Source organism: Streptomyces sp. NPDC029014 (assembly GCF_055564695.1).
The window spans coordinates 49,990-68,932 of the sequence record NZ_JBVHVT010000008.1 but is presented as its reverse complement, the minus strand read 5'-3'; the positions used below and the strand labels follow the sequence as shown (position 1 = coordinate 68,932).

The 18,943-nt window shown below is 75.2% G+C and carries 14 protein-coding genes and 1 pseudogene; 7 read left to right on the top strand and 8 right to left on the bottom strand.

Annotated features, from left to right (window positions below; all coding sequences use genetic code 11):
* The first annotated feature begins 174 nt into the window (after window positions 1-174).
* Entirely contained in the window at window positions 175-1,272 is a 1,098-nt protein-coding gene (locus tag ACZ4VL_RS06475; RefSeq protein WP_468196574.1) for a DUF5925 domain-containing protein, read from the top strand.
* A gap of 222 nt (window positions 1,273-1,494) precedes the next feature.
* Window positions 1,495-2,055 carry a heme-binding beta-barrel domain-containing protein gene (locus ACZ4VL_RS06470; RefSeq protein WP_468196572.1) on the top strand — a complete coding sequence of 187 codons (561 nt, stop codon included), beginning with the start codon at window positions 1,495-1,497 and terminating at the stop codon, window positions 2,053-2,055.
* 44 nt (window positions 2,056-2,099) lie between these two features.
* On the opposite strand, the gene ACZ4VL_RS06465 is transcribed toward ACZ4VL_RS06470, so the two are convergent.
* A complete protein-coding gene (locus ACZ4VL_RS06465) occupies window positions 2,100-2,486 on the bottom strand; it encodes a GntR family transcriptional regulator (RefSeq protein ID WP_468196569.1) in 387 nt (128 codons plus the stop codon).
* Between the two features lie 71 nt (window positions 2,487-2,557).
* Between ACZ4VL_RS06465 and ACZ4VL_RS06460 the strand changes: the two are divergent.
* From ACZ4VL_RS06460 to ACZ4VL_RS06450, 3 genes and pseudogenes are all read left to right on the top strand, one after another.
* Window positions 2,558-3,487, top strand: a pseudogene (locus tag ACZ4VL_RS06460) (GNAT family N-acetyltransferase); the annotation flags it as partial.
* Between the two features lie 15 nt (window positions 3,488-3,502).
* Window positions 3,503-3,973: a ribonuclease FAU-1 family protein gene (locus ACZ4VL_RS06455; RefSeq protein ID WP_452940099.1), complete on the top strand. Its 471-nt coding sequence runs from the start codon at window positions 3,503-3,505 to the stop codon at window positions 3,971-3,973.
* A 249-nt stretch (window positions 3,974-4,222) separates the two neighbouring features.
* Window positions 4,223-5,275, top strand: coding sequence for a lytic polysaccharide monooxygenase (locus tag ACZ4VL_RS06450; RefSeq protein WP_468196567.1), 1,053 nt, complete (start codon window positions 4,223-4,225; stop codon window positions 5,273-5,275).
* Window positions 5,276-5,284: 9 nt separating this feature from the next.
* Here the strand turns inward: ACZ4VL_RS06450 and ACZ4VL_RS06445 are convergent, their stop codons facing one another.
* From ACZ4VL_RS06445 to ACZ4VL_RS06435, 3 genes are all read right to left on the bottom strand, one after another.
* Window positions 5,285-6,154 (bottom strand): esterase/lipase family protein, encoded by an 870-nt coding sequence (locus ACZ4VL_RS06445; RefSeq protein WP_468196564.1) that lies wholly within the window; start codon window positions 6,152-6,154, stop codon window positions 5,285-5,287.
* Window positions 6,155-6,307: 153 nt separating this feature from the next.
* Window positions 6,308-7,300, bottom strand: a complete 993-nt coding sequence (locus ACZ4VL_RS06440) for a DNA polymerase Y family protein (protein WP_468196562.1) — start codon at window positions 7,298-7,300, stop codon at window positions 6,308-6,310.
* Window positions 7,297-10,905, bottom strand: a complete 3,609-nt coding sequence (locus tag ACZ4VL_RS06435; RefSeq protein WP_468196560.1) for a DNA polymerase III subunit alpha — start codon at window positions 10,903-10,905, stop codon at window positions 7,297-7,299. The genes ACZ4VL_RS06440 and ACZ4VL_RS06435 overlap by 4 nt, the downstream gene beginning before the upstream one ends.
* Window positions 10,906-11,070: 165 nt before the next feature.
* Here ACZ4VL_RS06435 and ACZ4VL_RS06430 point away from each other — a divergent pair, with 165 nt between their 5' ends.
* Window positions 11,071-12,189: an ABC transporter permease gene (locus ACZ4VL_RS06430; RefSeq protein ID WP_468196558.1), complete on the top strand. Its 1,119-nt coding sequence runs from the start codon at window positions 11,071-11,073 to the stop codon at window positions 12,187-12,189.
* A 36-nt stretch (window positions 12,190-12,225) separates the two neighbouring features.
* Here the strand turns inward: ACZ4VL_RS06430 and ACZ4VL_RS06425 are convergent, their stop codons facing one another.
* From ACZ4VL_RS06425 to ACZ4VL_RS06415, 3 genes are all read right to left on the bottom strand, one after another.
* Window positions 12,226-13,491 (bottom strand): vanadium-dependent haloperoxidase, encoded by a 1,266-nt coding sequence (locus ACZ4VL_RS06425; RefSeq protein WP_468196553.1) that lies wholly within the window; start codon window positions 13,489-13,491, stop codon window positions 12,226-12,228.
* 842 nt (window positions 13,492-14,333) lie between these two features.
* Window positions 14,334-15,209, bottom strand: a complete 876-nt coding sequence (locus tag ACZ4VL_RS06420; RefSeq protein ID WP_468196551.1) for a S1 family peptidase — start codon at window positions 15,207-15,209, stop codon at window positions 14,334-14,336.
* A gap of 435 nt (window positions 15,210-15,644) precedes the next feature.
* Window positions 15,645-17,015 carry a DUF5685 family protein gene (locus tag ACZ4VL_RS06415; RefSeq protein ID WP_468196549.1) on the bottom strand — a complete coding sequence of 457 codons (1,371 nt, stop codon included), beginning with the start codon at window positions 17,013-17,015 and terminating at the stop codon, window positions 15,645-15,647.
* A 284-nt stretch (window positions 17,016-17,299) separates the two neighbouring features.
* On the opposite strand from ACZ4VL_RS06415, the gene ACZ4VL_RS06410 reads away from it, so the two are divergent.
* On the top strand, window positions 17,300-17,749 hold the full coding sequence (locus tag ACZ4VL_RS06410; protein WP_468196546.1) for a cell division protein SepF: 450 nt from the start codon (window positions 17,300-17,302) through the stop codon (window positions 17,747-17,749).
* 9 nt (window positions 17,750-17,758) lie between these two features.
* Here ACZ4VL_RS06410 and ACZ4VL_RS06405 read toward each other — a convergent pair whose 3' ends face one another.
* Window positions 17,759-18,928, bottom strand: coding sequence for an acyl-CoA dehydrogenase family protein (locus ACZ4VL_RS06405; protein WP_468196544.1), 1,170 nt, complete (start codon window positions 18,926-18,928; stop codon window positions 17,759-17,761).
* Window positions 18,929-18,943: the final 15 nt, after the last annotated feature.

Sequence of the window (18,943 nt, the reverse complement as noted above, 5' to 3'; positions counted from 1 at the left end):
CCTGAGTCCGTGGTACAAGGAGCCCGGGATGGCTGGAAGTGTCCATGCCAAGAATTTTTGGCGCAGACTTGCGCCCCGAATCTTCACGGCCACGGCGTTTGGAGCAGGCCGGCACACACCCGTTCCGGCGAAACACGGGTGCACAGGGGCAGTTCGTGCCGGATCATGGGCGCCATGTCAGCCAACCCGCATGATGCGCTGCCGATCCGGCTCAACGTCGACGACAGCGATTCGCCCTCGGACGTCGTGGACGCGCTGTTCCTCGGCCGGTTCGCGTCCGGTGAGCAGCCGTACTCGCGCAGCGTCACCATCGAGCGGGTCAAGGCCGAGGCGACCCTGCTACCGGCCGGGGCCACCGTGCTGCGCTCGTCGCGCGACTCCGACCGAAGCGCCGTCCTGGCGGAGGGCGACGGCTGGACGGTGCTCGTGTCCCGCTGGAGCAGGGGCGCGGACGTGACGGTGACGGCGGTCAGCGACGAACTCGCCGCGGGGGTGCTCGGCGAGGCCACCGAGGGGGCGCAGGACGAACCCGAACCGCAGCCGGAGAACGTCACGATGGGGTTCTGGTACGTCTCCCCGCGCCGGGGCCCGTACCGCACGACCCGTCAGATCAGCGCGGGCACCTGGGCGGAGGTGCGGCCGAACTACACCGCACCGGTGGCCTCGGCGATGGACCGGCTGATGAAGGTGACCCCGGACGACATCGCCGGACGGCTCCTGCTGCTGCACGGGCCGCCCGGCACGGGGAAGACCTCGGCGCTGCGGACCCTGGCCCGGTCGTGGCGGGACTGGTGCCAGGTGGACTGCGTCCTGGACCCGGAGCGGCTGTTCAACGACGTCGGCTACCTGATGGACATCGCGATCGGCGAGGACGAGGGCACGGCGAAGGGCCGCTGGCGGCTGCTCCTGCTGGAGGACTGCGACGAGCTGATCCGCGGCGAGGCGCGGCACACCGCCGGCCAGGCCCTGTCGCGGCTGCTGAACCTGACGGACGGCCTGCTCGGCCAGGGCCGCAACGTGCTGGTCGGGGTGACCACGAACGAGGACCTGGAGCGGCTGCACCCGGCGGTGGTCCGGCCCGGACGCTGCCTGGCCCGCATCGAGGTCGGCAAGCTGACGCACCGCGAGGCCGTGGAGTGGCTGGGCACCGACGAGGGCGTATCCCGCGAGGGCGCCACCCTGGCCGAGCTGTTCGCCCTGCGCCGGGGCACGGGCCCGGCGGCCGTCCTGCCGCCGCAGGGCCACGGCGCGGACGCCGGCCTGTACCTCTGATCCCGGCTCCGGGGGGGGCGCCGCTGCCCCGGCCGCTCCCGGCACCTGCTCTCCGGTGCCGGCCTTCGGTGCCGGCTCTCCGGGCGCCGCGCGCGGCGGTGTCTCCCGTACGCCGGGCCCCGGGGCCGCGAGAATGGGCGCGGACCCGTGTCCCGGGGGCGGGCCGGAGTCCGTCGGTGCCCCGGGGCAGCCCGAACGCCCCCGACCCGGAGAGAGCCGACCGTGCCCGACGCGCCGCACGAGAACCCGTACCCCGACACCCACGTCCTCGGCGAGGGCCCCGAACCGCATCCGCAGCTGAAGCCGGTCCTCGCCCTGCTGGGCCGCTGGCACGGCGGCGGCAGCGGCGAGTACCCGACGCTGGAGCAGGACTTCCGGTACCGGCAGGAGATCGCTTTCAGCCACGACGGCCGGCCCTTCCTGCGCTACGAGTCGCGCGCCTGGCTCGTGGACGGGGCGGGCACGGCCCTGCGCCCGGCGGGACGGGAGAGCGGCTGGTGGCGGGTGCTGCCCGACACGTCCCTGGAGGTGGTCCTGGCCCACCCCAGCGGCATCGTGGAGACCTACCTCGGCTCGGTCACCGGCACGGACGCGGGCGGCGAGCTGGTCGTCGAGCTCGCCACGGACGCGGTCGCGTGCACCCCCCGGGCCAAGGAGGTCACCGGCATGCGGCGCCGGTACGTGCTGCGCGACGGCGAGTTGTCGATCGAGCAGGACATGGCGGCCCTGGGCCTCCCGTTGGAGCACCACCTGAGCGCCCGGCTCCGCCCCCGGCTTCCGTAGCCCGCACCGCAGCCACCCGCCGGCCCGTCGGCGCCCGGCCCCGGCTACCCGCCGTACCGGGCGCGCAGGGCGTCCAGGGCGGTCGCCGTCGCCTCGTCGAAGGTCAGGCCCAGCCGCTGCGCCCGTTCGGCGAAGGCCTGTGCCGCTGCGGCCGCCTCCCGGACGGCGGTGTCGCCGGCGGCCGCGACGAACGTGCCGTGCCGGCCCCGCGTCTCGATCACGCCGTCCGCCTCCAGCACCCGGTACGCCTTCGCCACCGTGTTCGCCGCGAGCCCGAGCTCCTCCGCGAAGCCCCGTACGGTCGGCAGCTTGAATCCCACCGGCAGCCGGCCCGTCCTCGCCGCCTCGGCGATCTGCGCGCGCAGCTGCTCGTACGGGGCGGCCGCGCCGGCCGATCCGTCGATCCGGATGTTCAGGTTCGTCGAGGTCACCCGGCTGATTCTTCCCCATCCGGCGGAAAATCCGGAGGCGTTCGCCGGCGTCCCGCACGTACCGTCGCCGCATGACCGTATCGATCCGCGACCTCCGCCGCGGCGACCCCTCGGACGCGGCGGCCGTGGTCCGCGTGCGCCGTGCGGCGCTGCCGTTCATGATCTCCACTGCCGAGGGCGTGGCCTTCGAACTGGACGGCGCCCACCCCGACGAACACCGCCGCATCCTGGTCGCCGAGGACGGCGACGGCCTCGTCGTCGGAACCGCCCAGGTCGGCGTCGCCCACGAGAGCACCGAGCCGGGCCGGGCCTTCGCCAACGTCCACGTGCACCCCGACCACCGCGGCCGCGGCGCGGGCACCGGCCTGCTGCGTGCGGCCGAGGAGCACGTCTCGGCCCACGGCGGGGTGGAGGTGTTCTCGTGGGTGCCCGACGAGGCCCCCTCGCGCGCCTACGCCGAGCGCCGCGGCTACCGCCCGAGCCGTTCCGCGCACTTCCTGCGCCTGGACCTGACCTCCGCCGAACTGCCGCCGTACCCGCAGGAGCTGCCGCCCGGCGTGGAGCTGCGGCCCGGCTCCGCGTTCGCCGGCGACCCGCGCCCGCTGTTCGAGGCGGACGCGGCGGTGACCGCGGACGAGCCGGGTGACGTGCCCGTCGTCCTGGACGACTACGCGGACTGGGTGCGCACCGTCTGGCAGGACCCGCAGCTGGACCACGAGCTGACCTCGGTCGTCCTCGTCGACGGGGTCGTGGCCGCGTTCGCCGCGGCCCGCACCGACGGCGGGACCCGCTACGGCTCGGCGATGACCGGCACCGTCGCCGGCTTCCGCGGCCGCGGCCTGGCCAAGCTCGCCAAGACGGACTCCCTGCACCGGGCGCGGGCGGCCGGCTACCGGGAGGCCTTCACCGGCAACGACACCGGGAACGGGGCGATGCTCGCCGTCAACCGGTGGTTCGGGTACGAGGTGTGCGCGAGCGAGGTCCGCTTCGTACGGCGGCTCGACGGGGAGCGGCAGGTGACGGTGGCCCTGTCCAAGGCCGGCCGGACCAAGATCCGCTATCCGGCGGAGGTGGTGGCCGACACCGGCGACCGGATCACCGTACGGGCGCCGTGGGCGGCGGACGGCGTACGGGACTTCGGGTTCGTGCGCTTCGAGCCGGGCGACGTGTTCACCGAGCACTTCTGGCGGACGCGCTGGTACGCGGTGAAGGAGGTGCGGACCGGCGCGGGGGTGCTCAAGGGCTGGTACTGCGACGTCACCCGCCCGGCCGTGGTGGACGGCGGGGAGATCCGGGTGGTGGACCTCGACCTCGACCTGTGGGTGTCGGCGGACGGCTCGTCGGTGCTGCGGCTGGACGAGGACGAGTTCGCGGCGAGCGGCCTCGCGGACAGCGACCCGCAGGCGGCCGCGGAGGCGTCGAGGGCCCTCGACGCCCTGGAGCACCAGGCCCACGCACCGTCGGGTCTGGGCGCCCTCCTCGCCTGACGGGGCGGCGGCGGAGGGGTTTCCTCAGGGGCCGCTTACCGGTGGCTTAAGGGGAGCCTAAGGATCTCCGGGAGGGGCCTCGGGCAGGTGGAACGGGCCGGTGGGGCGGCTAGCTTGGCCGAGCCGGGGAGGGCCGGCGTGCGGTGCCGGAGCCCACGGGGGGCGGCGCCGCACCGCCCGGTTCCCGGCGCCTCCACCGCCCCGGGGCCCGGCCCCGGGGACTCCGCCGCCCTCCGAGGAGAGCCTCCCATGCCCGCACGCCACCGTCTCCGGACCCTCACCCGTATCGCCGCGGCCGGCGTCGCCCCGCTCGCGGTGGCCGTGTCCGCGGCCGTGCCCGCGGCCGCCCACGGATCCATGACGGACCCGGTCAGCCGGGTCGCGGCCTGCTACGCGGAGGGGCCGGAGTCCCCGAAGTCGGCGGCCTGCAAGGCGGCCGTGGCCGCCAGCGGGACCCAGGCCTTCTACGACTGGAACGCGGTCAACATCGCCGACGCGGCCGGCCGCCACCGGTCGCTGATCCCGAGCGGCCGGCTGTGTTCCGCGGGCAACGACAAGTACCGCGGCCTGGACCTGCCGCGCGCCGACTGGCCGGCGAGCCCGGTGGCGGCCGGCCCGCACACCTTCCGCTACAAGGGGACCGCCCCGCACCGGGGCACCTTCGAGCTGTACGTCACGAAGGACGGCTACGACCCGTCGAAGCCGCTGACCTGGTCGGACCTGGAGCCGGCCCCGTTCGCGAAGGCCACCGACCCGGGCATGCAGGGCGGCGACTACGTCTTCTCCGGCACGGTCCCGAACAAGTCCGGCCGGCACCTGATCTACAGCATCTGGCAGCGCTCGGACAGCCCGGAGGCCTTCTACACCTGCTCGGACGTGGTCTTCGGCAAGGACGACGGCGGCGGCAACAACGGCAAGGGCAGCGGCGGCAGCACCAGCGGCGTCCCGACCGCGAAGCCCAGCGGCAAGCCGAGCACCGAACCGGACACCGGGACCTCCGAGCCCCCCGCCCCCGCCCCCGAGGCCCCGACGGACCGCCAGATCGCCGACGGGCAGGGCAGGTCCTCGGTGGAGCACGACGGCCACGGCGACGACGACCCGAGGACGAACGGCGTCACCGCGCTCGGCGCGGGCGCGACGGACGCGCCCACGGGTGGCGGCACCGACCTGGCGCAGACCGGCGGCAGCAGCGCCACCCCGGCGATCGCGATCGCCGGGGTGGGTGTGCTGGCCGTCGGCTCGGCCGTGTTGTTCGCGGTGGCCCGCCGCCGGGCGACGGCCGGCCGCCACGGCCGCGTCTAGGCGGGCGCCTCAGTCGAAGATCGAGGCGCAGGTGGTCCGTTCGGCATGCGCGGGGTCGAGGGCGTTGAGCGCCTCGTGCCAGGCGATCCGGTCGGTGAGCCCGATGGCGACGTGCTCGGACAGGTCCAGCGGGCACAGGTCCTGCAGGACGACGTTGCGCACGTTGCTCCCGGTGCCCTGCAGGAAGCCGCTGCGGTACGGCGTGACCACCTCGTCGTACTTCGTGGCGATCACCGTGTACTGGACGCCGGGCACGGTGTCCCCGCCCGCGTTCAGCTTCGTGAGGAAGGGGGATCCGGCGATCTGGTCGGCCAGGCCCGGCGTCTTGGAGTTGATCACGTCCTCGGCGCCGGGGAAGTACGGGAGCAGTGCGGTGAGGCCGGACAGGGTCGTGCCGTGGTTGTCGGGCGCCAGTCCGATCAGCGCGTTGACCTTGGCGGCGCCGCCGAGGAACTTGAGGTAGTAGTTCGGCATCATGCCGCCCTGGGAGTGGCCGACGATGTCGACCTCGGCGGTGCCGCTGGCGGCGAGCACCTGGTCGACGAAGACGGCGAGCTGGCCGGCGGACTTGTCGGCGGGGCCCAGCCCGTGGAAGAAGGGGACGCCGGGCAGCTGGCCGTAGTCGAGCGAGTAGACGCAGTACCCGCGGTGGACGAGGTACGGGGCGAACCCGAGCCAGTTGTCCACGGAGTTGCCGAGGGTGCCGTGCACGAGGACCACCGGGCGGGGATGGGCGGCGGACGGCTTGCAGGACCAGTTGTTCCAGCCGCTGCTCGGTGCGGAGGCGGCCTGTGCCGCGCCCGTGGGGGCGGCGAGGGCGGTGGCGGTGAGGACGAGGACGGCCAGCGGGCGGAGCAGGCGTCGCAGCCAGGGCAGCATCGGGTGATCTCCTTGCGGCTCAAGGGGAATGGACGTGGGGGCTCATCCCGTGATCCGGATCACAAGGCGTGCTGCTGACGCCAAATTACGGTCGAGTAGCAAAACTGGGAAGTTACGCGTCAGTAAAAAATGCGCGCCGCGCCCCCGCCTCGGCTATGCCGCCCTGTGGAAGGTGGTGGCCGGGCGGACCGTTCCCGGGCCGAAACGCGCGTTCGCGCGGTCGACGGCCGCCTCCACCGTCAGCCGCGCCTCGCGGACCGGGTCCAACGACAGCTGCCGGGACACCCGCTCGGAATCCGTCAGGTCCTCGGCGCGCAGCACCATGCCGGTCAGCCGGGCCCGTTGCAGTCCGGCCGCGTCCAGCAGGCGGTACGCCGCCGCCCTCAGGTCCTCGTCGTGCGCGGACGGCTCCGGGAGCCGGCGGGCCTTCTCCCAGTGGCCGCCGCCGGCGAACCGGAGGGTCAGCGACACGGACCGGGCCGCCTGGCGGCGGCCGCGCAGCACCGCCCCCAGCCGGACGACCAGGCCGAGGAGCACGGCCCGGGCGTGCGGGCCGTCGAGCTCGTGCCGGGTGAACCCGCTCCGGACGGCGGCCGATGCGGGCAGGTCCTTCGGGGTGACGGGGCGCGGGTCGATCCCGCGGGCGCGCTCCGCGGCCAGCCGGCCGGCCCGCCGGCCCAGGATCCGCTCGACGGTGCCCGGGGAGACGGACGCCACCGCGCCGACGGTGTGCAGCCCGTACCCGCGCAGCGCCTCCGCCTGCCGGGAGCCGATGCCGTGCAGTTCCTCCACCGGCAGCGGTCCCAGGAAGCCGGCCACGTCGCCCTCGGGCACGGCCAGGACGCCGCCGGGCGCGGGCACCCGGGCGGAGGCCGTGGCCGCCACCGCCCAGGTCGCGGCGACCCCGATCCGTACGTCCGTGCCCAGCCGGGCCACGGCGCGCAGCCGCACCAGCTCGGCGATCCGGCGGGCGTCCGCGTCGAAGTAGCGCCGGGCGCCGCGTACGTGGACCAGCGCCGCCCTGGGCGGCAGGGCCTGGACCGTCGGGGAGAACTCCCGCAGCAGCTCCAGGACTTCGCGGTACCCCTCCTCGGACACCGCCGGGGCGCACCGGACGTGCAGGACGCCGTTCTCCGGGGCCGTCATCCCGCGCTCCCCGGGCTGGAGTGCCACAGCTTGCGGCCGGTCGCGGCGCGGTCGCCGGCGGGCTGGAGGTCGGCCCACGGGTTCATCTCGTACCCGGTGGGCAGGTGGATGCGGCGCCCGGAGTCGGCGGACGGCGCGCCGGATCCGGCGGAGCCCGCACCGGATCCGGGCTCGCCCCTCCGCCCGGCTCCGGCCCCGGATCCGTCCGTGCCCGGCGGGGGCTCCGCCAGCCGGGCCGCGACCGCTCCCGGGCCGCCGGAGCGGCGCAGTTCCACCAGCTCGGCCAGGTTCCAGGCGGCCGCGCCGACCACGCTGAGGCTCTGCGGTCCGCGCCGCTGCACGACGCCCCTGACCAGCAGCAGGAACGAGTGGAAGACGGTGTGCGCGCAGGCTTCGTGGCTGTCGTCGAAGAAGGCCAGGTCGACCAGGCCCGTCCCGTCGTCCAGGGTCGTGAAGACGACCCGCTTCCCGGACCGGATCGGCGGGGTCTGGGTGGCCGCCTTGGCCCCCGCGACCAGCACGGTCCGGCCGTGCTCGACCTCGCGCAGCCGGCGCGCCGGGACCACGCCCAGCTCGGCCAGGAAGGCTTGGTGGTCGCCCATCAGGTGCCGCGAGGCGTCCATCCCGAGGACGCCCAGCTCCGCGCTGAGCCGCTCCTCGTCGGTCAGGTCGGGCAGGCCGGCCGGGGCCGTCGACCGCCCGCCGCCCAGCGGGAGCTGGGCGCTGCCGCGGGCCGCTGCCGGCCGCTGGGCACCGTGCAGCTCGGCCAGGTGCAGCAGCAGGTCGCGCCGGTTGACGCCGAAGGCGTCCAACGCCCCGACCTGGGCGAGTCGTTGGGCGACCGGGTGGCCGGGGTGGGCCCGGTCCCAGAAGTCGCGCAGCGATCCGTACGGCTGCCCGTCCTCGATGCGCAGCGCCTCGGCCCCGCTGATGCCGTGGACGTCGGACAGGGCCAGCCGGAGCCCCCACACCGCGGGGTCGCCGGGCACCGGTTCGATGCGGTGGGCCACCGCCGACCGGTTCACGTCCAGCGGCAGCACCGGCACGCCGCGCCGCCGCGCGTCCGCGAGCAGCAGCCGCTTCGGGTACATCCCGGGGTCGTGGGTGAGCAGTCCGGCGTAGAACGCCGCCGGGTGGTGCGCCTTCAGCCAGGCCGACTGGTACGTGGGCACGGCGAAGGCCACCGCGTGCGCCTTGCAGAAGCCGTAGCTGCCGAACGCCTCCACGATCTGCCAGGTCCGGCCGATCACCTCGGCCGAGTAGCCCCGTTCGGCCGCCCGCGCCGCGAACCACGCCTTGATCCGCTGCTGTGACTCGGGGTCGGACAGCCCGCGGCGGACCCGGTCCGCCTCGTCCCGCCCGCAGCCGGTCAGGACGTGCACGATCTCGATGATCTGCTCGTGGAAGACCACCACCCCGTACGTCTCCTCCAGCGCCGGCGCCAGGTCGGGGTGCGGGAAGCGGACGGGGGCCCGCCCGTGCCGGGCCTCGATGAACGGCCGCACCATGTCGGCGGCCACCGGGCCGGGCCGGAACAGCGAGATGTCGACGACCAGGTCGTGGAAGGTCGACGGCTGGAGCCGCCCCACCAGGTCGCGTTGGCCCGGCGACTCTATCTGGAAGCAGCCCAGCGTCTCCGCCGAGCGGATGAGCTCGTACGTCGCCCGGTCGCCCGGCGGCACCTGCGCGGGGTCGTCCAGGTCGAGCTCCTCGCCGGTGGTGCGCCGGATCTCCGCGACGGCGTGCGCCATCGCGGACTGCATCCGCACGCCCAGCACGTCGAGTTTGAGCAGGCCGAGGTCCTCCACGTCGTCCTTGTCGAACTGGGACATGGGGAAGCCCTCGCCGCTGGTGGGCACCACGGGGGTGCGGGCGAGCAGGGAGGCGTCGGAGAGCAGCACCCCGCACGGGTGCATGGCGGTCCCGCGCGGCAGCGCGTCCAGCGCCTCGACGAGCTCCCACAGCCGCCCGTGCTCCTCCTCGCGTACGCCGCGCAGCTCGGGCAGTTCGGCGAGTGCGGCGCGGGCGTCGCGGGCCCGGACGTGCGGGAAGGCCTTGGCGAGCCGGTCGACGACGGCCGGGTCCATGGACAGGGCGGCGCCGACGTCGCGGACGGCGTGCCGGACGCGGTAGGTCTCGGGCATGGAGACGGTGGCGACGCGCTCGGTGCCGAACCGGTCGATGATCCTGCGGTAGACCTCCAGCCGGCGGGCGGACTCCACGTCGATGTCGATGTCGGGCAGGACGTGGCGGCGCTTGGACAGGAAGCGCTCCATCAGCAGGCCCTGGGCGACGGGGTCGGCGTGGGCGATGCCGAGCAGGTGGTTGACGAGGGAGCCGGCGCCGGAGCCGCGGGCGGCCACGCGGATGCCCATCTCCCGTACGTCGTCCACGACCCGGGCGACCGTCAGGAAGTACGAGGCGTAGCCGTGGTAGGCGATGATGTCGAGCTCGTGGTGCATCCGCTCCCAGTAGGCGGGGTCGCCGGCGTAGCCGCGCAGCACCATGCCGGCGGAGGCCCGGGAGGCGAGGACCCGCTGGGCGGTGCGGTGGGCGGCGCCGACGAGGTGGGCCTCGGGGAAGTGCACGGACCCGATGCCGAGGTCGTCCTCGGGGTCCACCGCGCAGGCCTCGGCGGTGCGCCGGGTCTCCGCGAGCAGCCGGCGGGCGTCGGCCGGGCCGAGGCCGGCGGCCCGGGCGATCCGGTCGGCGGTCTCGGCCATGGCGGCCGGGCCCTTGAGCCAGCGCTCCCCGCTGTCGAGGGGACCGCGGGGGTCGACGGGGACCAGGCGGCGGGCCGCGTCGAGGACGTCGGCGACCGGGCCCTGGCCGGGGTCGGCGTAGCGGACGGCGTTGGTCAGTACGGCCGGGACGCCCTGCTCGGCGGCGAAGCCGACGGTGCGGGCGGCCAGCCGCAGCGAGCCGGGGCCGGTCCCGGTGCGGCCGTGGTGGACGGCCTCCAGGCGCAGGGAGTCCCCGAAGACCTCCCGCCAGGGCGCGAGCAGCCGCGCGGCCCGGTCGGGCCGGCCCGCGGCCAGGGCGCGCCCCACCTCGGAGCCGGGGCCGAGCAGGACGTACACGCCCGTGCCGTGCAGGGCGTCCCAGGGCAGTACGGGCGGCCCGCCCGGGATGCCGGGGGCTCCGGGGCCCCCGGGGGCTCCCGCGGCGCCGTCGGCCTGCCCTGCCCGCCCGGCGTGGGCGGCGTGGGCGGCGGTGACCATGCGGCACAGCTCGGCCCAGCCGACGGCGCCGTCGCGGGCGAGGAAGACGGCGCGGGGCGCGGACTCGTCCACGAAGGCCCCGCCCCTGACGGGGGTCCGCCGCCGGTACGACGCCTCCGCGCCGGGGCCGCCCGTCGCGGACGCGGACGCGGGTGCGGATGCGGGTGCGGCCGACACGGCGAGGTCGGTCCCGAACAGCGGCCGGATCCCGGCCTTCGCGCACGCCTTCGCGAACCGCACCGCGCCCGCAAGGGTGTCCCGGTCGGTCAGGGCGAGGGCGTCCATGCCCCGCTCGGCGGCACGCTCCGCCAGCCGTTCCGGGTGCGAGCCTCCGTAGCGCATGGAGAACCCCGAGACGGTGTGCAGATGCGTAAACCCGGGCACCCGCGGCCTCCTGCTTCGTTCGTCGAACACCTCCCCCGTGTCCACCATAAAGCAATTCGAATATTCGTGCGAAACGTTTGTTCGATCATCCACGGGTCATCAGCCGCTAGCCCGTTCGGCCCGCCCCTGCTGCGCCCCGCCCCCGGCCCGACCAGCGTGGGCAACATGACCCAGAGCACCGACGCGGGCTCCTCCGGCGGGTTCGCCGCCGAGTTCAAGGACGCCGTCACCATCCGGGCGGCCCTGCTGGTCCTGGGCGTCCTGGCCCTCCAGCTCGCCTTCATCGCCTCGTACGTCGGGGCCTTCCACCAGCCCCGGCCCCGGGAGATCCCCCTCGCCGTCACCGCGCCCGTCCCGGGCGTCGCCGAACAGTCGGTGCGGCAGCTCCGCACGCTGCCCGGCACCCCGCTCGACCCGCGCGCGGTGCCGGACGAGGCGGCCGCACTCCGGCAGATCGAGCACCGGGACGCGGACGGCGCCCTCGTCATCGACCCGGGCGGTACGACGGACCGGCTGCTGGTCGCGAGCGGCGCCGGAGCCTCGCTCTCCCAGGCCCTGGAGCAGGTGGTCCGGCTCGCCGAGGAGTCCCAGGGGCGCAGCCTCCAGGTGGTGGACGCGGTCCCGGCCGCTGCGGGCGACGCGCGCGGCCTGACCTCCTTCTACCTGGTCGTCGGCTGGTGCGTCGGCGGCTACCTGTGCGCCGCGATCCTGGCGGTCAGCGCCGGCGCCCGGCCCGCCAACACCACCCGCGCGGCCATCCGGCTCGGCGTGCTGCTGCTGTACGCGGTCGTCGCCGGACTGCTCGGCGCGCTGATCGCGGGCCCGGTCCTGGACGCCCTGCCCGGCGGCACCGCGGCCCTGTGGGGGCTGGGCACCCTCGTCGTCCTCGCGGTCGGCGCGCTCACCCTGGCCTGCCAGGGCCTGGCCGGGGTGGTCGGCATCGGCCTGGCGATCCTGCTGGTGGTGGTGCTCGGCAACCCGAGCTCGGGCGGCGCCTACCCCTACCCGCTGCTGCCGCCGTTCTGGAGCACCATCGGCCCGGCCCTGCCGCCGGGGGCCGGTACGTACGCCGCGCGCTCGATCGCGTACTTCCACGGCAACGGGGCGGCCGGGCCGGTGCTGGTGCTGGCCGCCTGGGCGGTGGTCGGCGCGGCCGTCACCCTGGTCTGCGCGGCCGTCCGCAAGGGCCGCCCGGGGGCCGCCGTGGGCAGCGGGCCCCCCGACGGCGCCGGACGGCCCGAGGCCGGGGCGGACGACGACCACGCACCGGCGGCCGGCCGCTGAACCGTCGGGCTGCTGGGCCGCTGGGCCGCCGAGCCGCTACGGGCGGTCGGTGCCCCGCGGCTCGAAGAGCCGGTCGGCGTGGCGCAGGGCGTGCAGTGCGACCGTCTTGCCGAGGACGACGCCCGCCTCGTCGGCCGAGCGGCTGTGGATCCCCGAGAAGACGCGGGCGTCGACGTTGTCGCGGGTCAGCTCCGCCCAGCCGGTGTAGGTCCGGCGCACGCCGGGCGCGGTCGGGCTGGTCAGGGAGAAGGGGGCGGTGCGGGCCCCGACGAGGGCGCCCAGGACGGTCTCGGAGGCCCCCGCGTAGGTGGTGTGGCCGCTGGGGTAGTCGGGGTGGGCCGGCGTCGGGTGCAGCGGGGTCCAGGCCGGGTCGGGGGCGATCGAGCCGGTCCGGACGGCGGTGACGGGGCGCCAGCGGGTGTACGCGTACTTGCTGTCGGAGGTGGCGATCTGCGTGTCGACCAGGGCCGCGTGGTAGAGGGCGACCAGCTCCGCGCGCCCGGCGGCCGAGCGGTGCGAGCGGGTCACGGCCACCCGCAGCGGCTCGGTGTAGAGGGTCAGCGAGGGGCCGTACCAGAACTCGGCGGTCTCGGTCTGGCGCGGGGTGCGCACGGTGCTGTCGGCCTTCCCGTACGCCCGCACCTCGGCGAGGTCGGCCCGGTAGCGGCGGGAGTCGAGCGCGGGCGGCGGGCCGAGCCGGTACTGGGACGGGGAGTCCAGCAGGAAGGGCCTGGCGATGCGGTTTCCGTACTGAATGGCGGGGGCGTAGCCGTCGGGCGTCGGCTGCCACACGCCGGGGGCGGCGGGCGGCACGGTGAAGGGCGCGTTCACGGACTCCGGGTCCAGCCCGTCGCCCTCGCGCTCGGCGAGGGCGGCCCGGGCCTGCCGGGCCCCGGCGGCGACGCCCCGGGCCTCGGCGGGGCCGTCGGGGATCCGGTCGAGGGTGGCGGCGAGGGCGGCGTCCAGCTGGGCCGCGCGGGCGGGGGCGAGGGAGAGCAGGGCGTCGTGGACGGCGGAGGCGACCGCCGCGTCCTCGAAGGCGGCCCGGCCGCGGCCGGCCGGGGCCTCCCGGGCCGCGCGCGCGGCGGCCAGCCAACTGATCGCCCAGGTACGGCTGTTGGTGATCTGGGTCGACGCTCCCGCGGCGGCGACGGTCTGCGCGGTGGTGTCGTACCACTCGCGTACGACGGCCCCGCCGTCCGCGGCCGGGACCGGGGCGGCCTGGGCGGCCGGGACGGCGGCGGTGGCGGCCAGCGCCAGCGCGGCTCCGAGGGACAGCAGGGCAGAGCGGGACGGCTTCACGGACACTCCTGGTCGAGGGCGACGCGGTGCACCGGCAATGCGCCCCGACGCTAACCAGCCGCCACAGACCCGCACAACGGCCCCAAATGCGCCACGACCGTTCCGAAACACCTCCCTGGCGGGGCGGGCGTCGACCACCGCGCCCGGTTCCGCTGCCGTCCGCCCCCCCTGCCGCCGCACACGTGCTTCCATCGGGGGAAGGGCGCAAGTCTCCCGCCCCCCGCGGTTCGTCGCCTACAACCGGCCCGGTTGCGGGAACTCCGACCGCCGGCCGGGGCGCCGCGTGGCGGACGCCGCCGCCGACGCGACCGCCGTCGCGGACGCCCTGGCCCTGGGCCCCTTCGCCGTCGTCGGACGGTCCGGCGGGGACCGCACGCCCTCGCCTGCGCCGCACGGCTGCCCGACCGGGTGGCGGCGGCCGCCGTCCTGGTGGGGCTCGCTGCCAGGGACGCCGCCGGGTTGGACCGGTTCGCCGGCATGACCCCGTACAACGTGGCGCAGTAGTCGCTGACCGTCCATGCCCCGCAGGCCCTGGAGCGTGAGCTCGACCTGCGGGCCGGGGCGATCCGCCGCGACCCCGACCGCCTGCTGGAGGATCTGCGCCCGGACCTCACGGGAGCGGACACGTTCCCGGCAGCACCCCGGTACTCGCCCCCGAAGCGGGTCACTTCGCCGCGCAGTACGCGCTGTCGGAGGCGCTGGCCCGGCTCCGCGGGCCGGAAGTGGCACCGGCGCCGGCCACGCCCCGCTCTCCACGACGCCGAGTCCCCGCCCGACGGTTCGGGCGGGAGCTCGTGATCGCGCCCGGTGAGGGCGGGGCGCCGTCAGGGCCGCGGCAGGCGTCAGTAGACGCTGACCCCGTAGGCGTTCAGGGCCTCGACGACCGGCTGGAAGAAGGTCGTTCCGCCCGTGGTGCAGTTGCCGCTGCCACCGGAGGTGAGGCCGATCGCGCGGGTGCCGGAGTAGAGCGGGCCGCCGCTGTCGCCCGGTTCGGCACAGACGTTGGTCCGGATCAGACCGTAGACGATGTCGCCGCCGCCGTAGTTCACGGTGGCGTTGAGGCCGGTCACGGACCCGCTGTGGGTACCGGTGGTGGAGCCGCGCCGGGTCACGGACATGCCCGTGGTGGCGTTGGCGGCGCTGGTGATGTCCTGGCTGCCGACCGTGCCTGGGTGGGCGAGGGAGGCGTTGTCGTGGCGGACCAGGCCGTAGTCGTTGCTCGGGAAGCTGGAGCCCACGGTCGGGCCGATCGCCGTGGTGCGCGCGGAGTTCGTCCACCAGGTGCCCGCACCGTCGGTGCAGTGGCCGGCGGTCAGCATGTAGTAGGTGCTGCCGCTGCGCACGTTGAAGCCGAGCGAGCAGCGCCAGCTCGACGCGTACACCGCGTCACCGCCGGAGACCAGCTTGCGCAGGGTGCCCGGGATGCGCTCGACGCGCAGGGCGGCGGCGTCGGCTCCGGCCTCCGCGCGGATCCTGGCGAGGTCGGTAGCGGTGACGGTGGAGTCGGCGGCGACCACCAGGGTCCCGTTGGCGGGGTCGGTGTACCAGGCGGTGCCTGCGACGTCGGCGCGTTCGACGGCGGCGCCCGCCGAGGCGAGCCGGGCCGCGCTGAAACCGCTGTCGGCGTTCGCGGCGGTGGGGGCGGCGAGCCCGGCGACGGCGGCCAGGCCGGCGGCCACCGCGAGCAGCCGGGTACGGGTGATGCTCTTGATCCTCACTTGTCGTCCTCCCGGGAGGGGTCGGGGGCCCGGCGGGCGTGGGGCGGCCGGAGCCCGTGAGGCGCAGCCGGGGGTACGGCGGGCGCACTGTTTTTCGTCGTGCCCCTGACAACCTCCCGGACAGTCGCTGTCGGGAGTGTCGTGGCGCCGGTCACGGGCGGCAAGGGCATCTTTCGGCCTCCGTCCCCCCGCCGCCGGGCCGTCGCGGGAGCGTCTGCGACATCGTTCATGCCGCTCAGCCCTTCCACACCGGCCCGCGAGGGAACCGCGCCGTACGCCGTCCGGGTCTGCGCCCGGCCCGCAGAGGCGGCCTGACGGGGGATCGGCGGGCCGTCGCCGCGCCGTCACGCGGCCCGCTCCCGCCTCCCCCGTCCTGCCGGCGCCTTCCGGCCCGCGGCCCTTCCCGGCCCTCCCGGCCTTCCCGGCCTTCCCGGTTCAGCTGCAGCCGCAGTCGCAGTCGCAGTCGCAGCAGCCCCCGTCGCAGCAGTTGCAGCAGTCACAGTTGCAGTTGCCGCAGTCGCAGTCGTCGCACCAGGCGTCCCGCTTCTTCCGGGACCACGGGCCCTCGTGCTCCGTGCAGCACAACTGGCAGGTGCAGAACAGCCCCACGGCCACCGCACAACCGGCGAGCAGCCCGCGCCGCGGCTTCTGCGGGGGCATCCCGGGACCACCCGGGCCGCCCGGGCCGCCCGGGCCGCCCGGGCCGCCACCGTACGGACCGCCACCGTGCGGACCGCCACCGTGCGGACCGCCTCCGTAGGGACCGCCGCCGTGGGGACCGCCGTACTGGCCGCCGCCGTACTGGCCACCCCCGGGCGGGTTCCCGCCGTAGGGGTTGCCGCCGTACGGGCCTCCCCCGTACGGGTTCCCGCCGCCCTGGCCGTAGCCCTGCGGCGGCGCTCCGAAACCACCGCCCTGCCCGACCGCGTTCATGGCCGTGTGACCGCAGGAACGGCTGCCGAAGGCGCGGTCCACGGAGGTCCGCAGCTCGTGCACCAGCAGCCGGTGCGCCAGGCCCCCGTCCACGAACTCGACCTCCTTCAGGGCGAGCCGGATGCCGTGGAGGGCGTCGTCGCACAGCCGCCGGGCCTCGGCGAGCGGGGTCCCGGTGGCGGTCAGCGGGTTCCAGGCGCCGTTCTCCGCGTCCGCGGACCGGTCCTCGACGGCGTCCAGCAGGTGCGCGAGCCGGCCGAAGTACCGGCCGGCCTCCGCGAGCGGGGCGGCGTTGCCCGGCCGTCCGGCCAGCTGCGCGGTGTGCGCGAAGGCGGCGGCGGTCGCGGTCTCCGTCGGCTCGGTCACCACGAGCACCGGCGTGCCCGGGCCGGCCAGCGCCTCGATGTCCGTCTGCCGGTCGACGGCGTCGAGGAGCACGGCGGTGTCGAAGCCGAGTGCGGCTCCGGTGCGGGCGCCCGCGCGGTCCCAGCCGCGGGCCACCCGGCGCGCGGCGGCGGCGATCGGGGCGCGGGCCAACAGCCCGTCCCGGTCGGCCACGTGGTCCCGCACCTTCGCCGAGGCGAGCACGAGCGAGACGGCGGCGGCGAGCCGCGCCCCCTCGCCGTTGGCCACCGCGGCCGTGCGCATGCCGCGCAACGGGCAGGGGCCGGCGGTACGCCGGGCACCGGGCGCGGGCCCCGACTGAGCCTCCGTCAAAACGGATATGAGAAGCCCGTCATAGTTGGTCACGATCCGGGCGAACTGTCCGTGATCTCCGCGAAGTGCCAGGCAGAGCCCGCAGAGATGGGCCATCCACTCCGTCTTGAAACGCTCCCCGAGCCGGTGCGTGCAGGGTCTGACGATGCCGAACAAACCAGGTCCCCCGAGTGTCAATCGCTTGCGAGACGGGCATCGTACCGAGCCGGTTCGGTCACCCGTACGTCCCTGCCGCCCACCCGGACGGCGGCAGTCATCGTATTTTCACTCAGTCAGCAGTGGAGCTCATCAGGATCCTGACGGTGCAACGGATGTTCTGCACCAGTACCGTCACGAAAACCGTGCGCGGCGGCTATCCACTTGGCGCGTTGTCAGCATCATGGACGACCATAGGGACAGCGGAGAGAAACAGACCGACCGCGGTGAGAGAGGAGGCGTCCATGGGTTCGGTACGCAAGGCGAGCGCTTGGCTGGGTCTCGTGGAGGACAGCGACGACGAGCGTTACTACGACGACGACTACGCGGAGGCCCCGCACGGTTCCGTCGCGGGGCCGGGCGACCAGTGGGTCACCGACCCCCGGGTCAGGGTCGCGTCGGAGTCGGCCGTCGAGCACGGCCGCCGGATCGCCACCGTCACGCCGGACGGGTTCCGTGACGCGCGCGCCATCGGCGAGCTCTTCCGCGAGGGCGTCCCGGTGATCGTGAACCTCTCGCAGATGGACCCGTCCGACGCCAAGCGCGTGGTCGACTTCGCGGCCGGCCTGACCTTCGGCCTGCGCGGCTCGATCGAGCGGGTGGCGACCAGGGTCTTCCTGCTGACCCCGGCCGACACCCAGATCGTGAGCGGCGAGTCCGGCGGCCGCTCGCGCGACTTCTTCAACCAGAGCTGAGGCAGGGCCTCACCGGAAGGCGTCGAGCCCGGTGAGCGCCTTGCCCAGCACCAGCTGGTGCATCTCCACGGTGCCCTCGTAGGTGAGCACCGACTCCAGGTTGGTGGCGTGCCGCATGACGGGGTACTCGAGCGAGATCCCGTTGGCACCGAGGATCGTCCGCGCGGTACGGCAGATGTCGATGGCCTCGCGGACGTTGTTGAGCTTGCCGAAGCTGATCTGCTCCGGCCGCAGGGTGCCCGCGTCCATGCGGCGGCCGAGGTGGTGGGCGAGCAGGATGCCCTTGTGGAGCTCCAGCGCCATGTCGGCGAGCTTCGCCTGGGTGAGCTGGAAGCCGCCGATCGGCCGGCCGAACTGCTCCCGCGTCCGCGCGTAGTCGAGCGCGGCCTCGAAACTGGCCCGCGCCGCGCCCATGGATCCCCAGACGATCCCGTACCGCGCGTGGCTGAGACAGCCCAGCGGTCCCTTGAGCCCCGTGACCCCCGGCAGCACCGCGTCGGCGGGCAGTCGTACGTCGTCCATGACCAGCTCGCTGGTGACCGAGGCGCGCAGCGACCACTTGTGCTTGATCTCGGGCGCCGAGAAGCCGGCGGAGTCGGTGGGTACGGCGAAGCCGCGGATCCCCTCGTCGGTCTGCGCCCAGACCACGGCCACCGCCGCCACGGACCCGTTGGTGATCCACATCTTGCGGCCGTTCAGGATCCAGTCGGAGCCGTCGCGCTTGGCGTACGTGCGCATGGCCGCGGGGTCGGAGCCGATGTCGGGCTCGGTCAGGCCGAAGCAGCCGATGAGTTCGCCGGCCGCCATGCCGGGGAGCCAGCGCTGCTTCTGCTCCTCCGAGCCGTACTTCCAGATCGCGTACATGGCGAGGGAGCCCTGGACGGAGACCAGCGAGCGGATCCCGGAGTCGGCGGCCTCCAGCTCCAGGCAGGCCAGCCCGTACTGCACGGCGGTGGCGCCCGCGCAGCCGTACCCCTGGAGCGACATGCCGAGGGCACCGATGGCGCCGAGCTCGCGGGCCAGCTCGCGGATCACCGGCAGCTCGCCGGTCTCGTACCACTCGGCGACGTACGGGAGGACCCGGTCGGCGGCCCAGCCGCGGACGGTGTCGCGGACGGCGAGGTCCTCGGGGGTGAGGAGCTCGTCGAGCCCGAGCGGATCGGTGGGGACGAAGGACACGGGGCCTCCCGGCGG

Coding starts and splice junctions, on each gene's coding strand:
- ACZ4VL_RS06475 (WP_468196574.1), top strand. CDS start 175: ATGTCAGCCAACCCGCATGATGCGCTGCCGATCCGGCTCAACGTCGAC.
- ACZ4VL_RS06450 (WP_468196567.1), top strand. CDS start 4,223: ATGCCCGCACGCCACCGTCTCCGGACCCTCACCCGTATCGCCGCGGCC.
- ACZ4VL_RS06445 (WP_468196564.1), bottom strand. CDS start 6,154: ATGCTGCCCTGGCTGCGACGCCTGCTCCGCCCGCTGGCCGTCCTCGTC.
- ACZ4VL_RS06440 (WP_468196562.1), bottom strand. CDS start 7,300: ATGACGGCCCCGGAGAACGGCGTCCTGCACGTCCGGTGCGCCCCGGCG.
- ACZ4VL_RS06430 (WP_468196558.1), top strand. CDS start 11,071: ATGACCCAGAGCACCGACGCGGGCTCCTCCGGCGGGTTCGCCGCCGAG.
- ACZ4VL_RS06410 (WP_468196546.1), top strand. CDS start 17,300: ATGGGTTCGGTACGCAAGGCGAGCGCTTGGCTGGGTCTCGTGGAGGAC.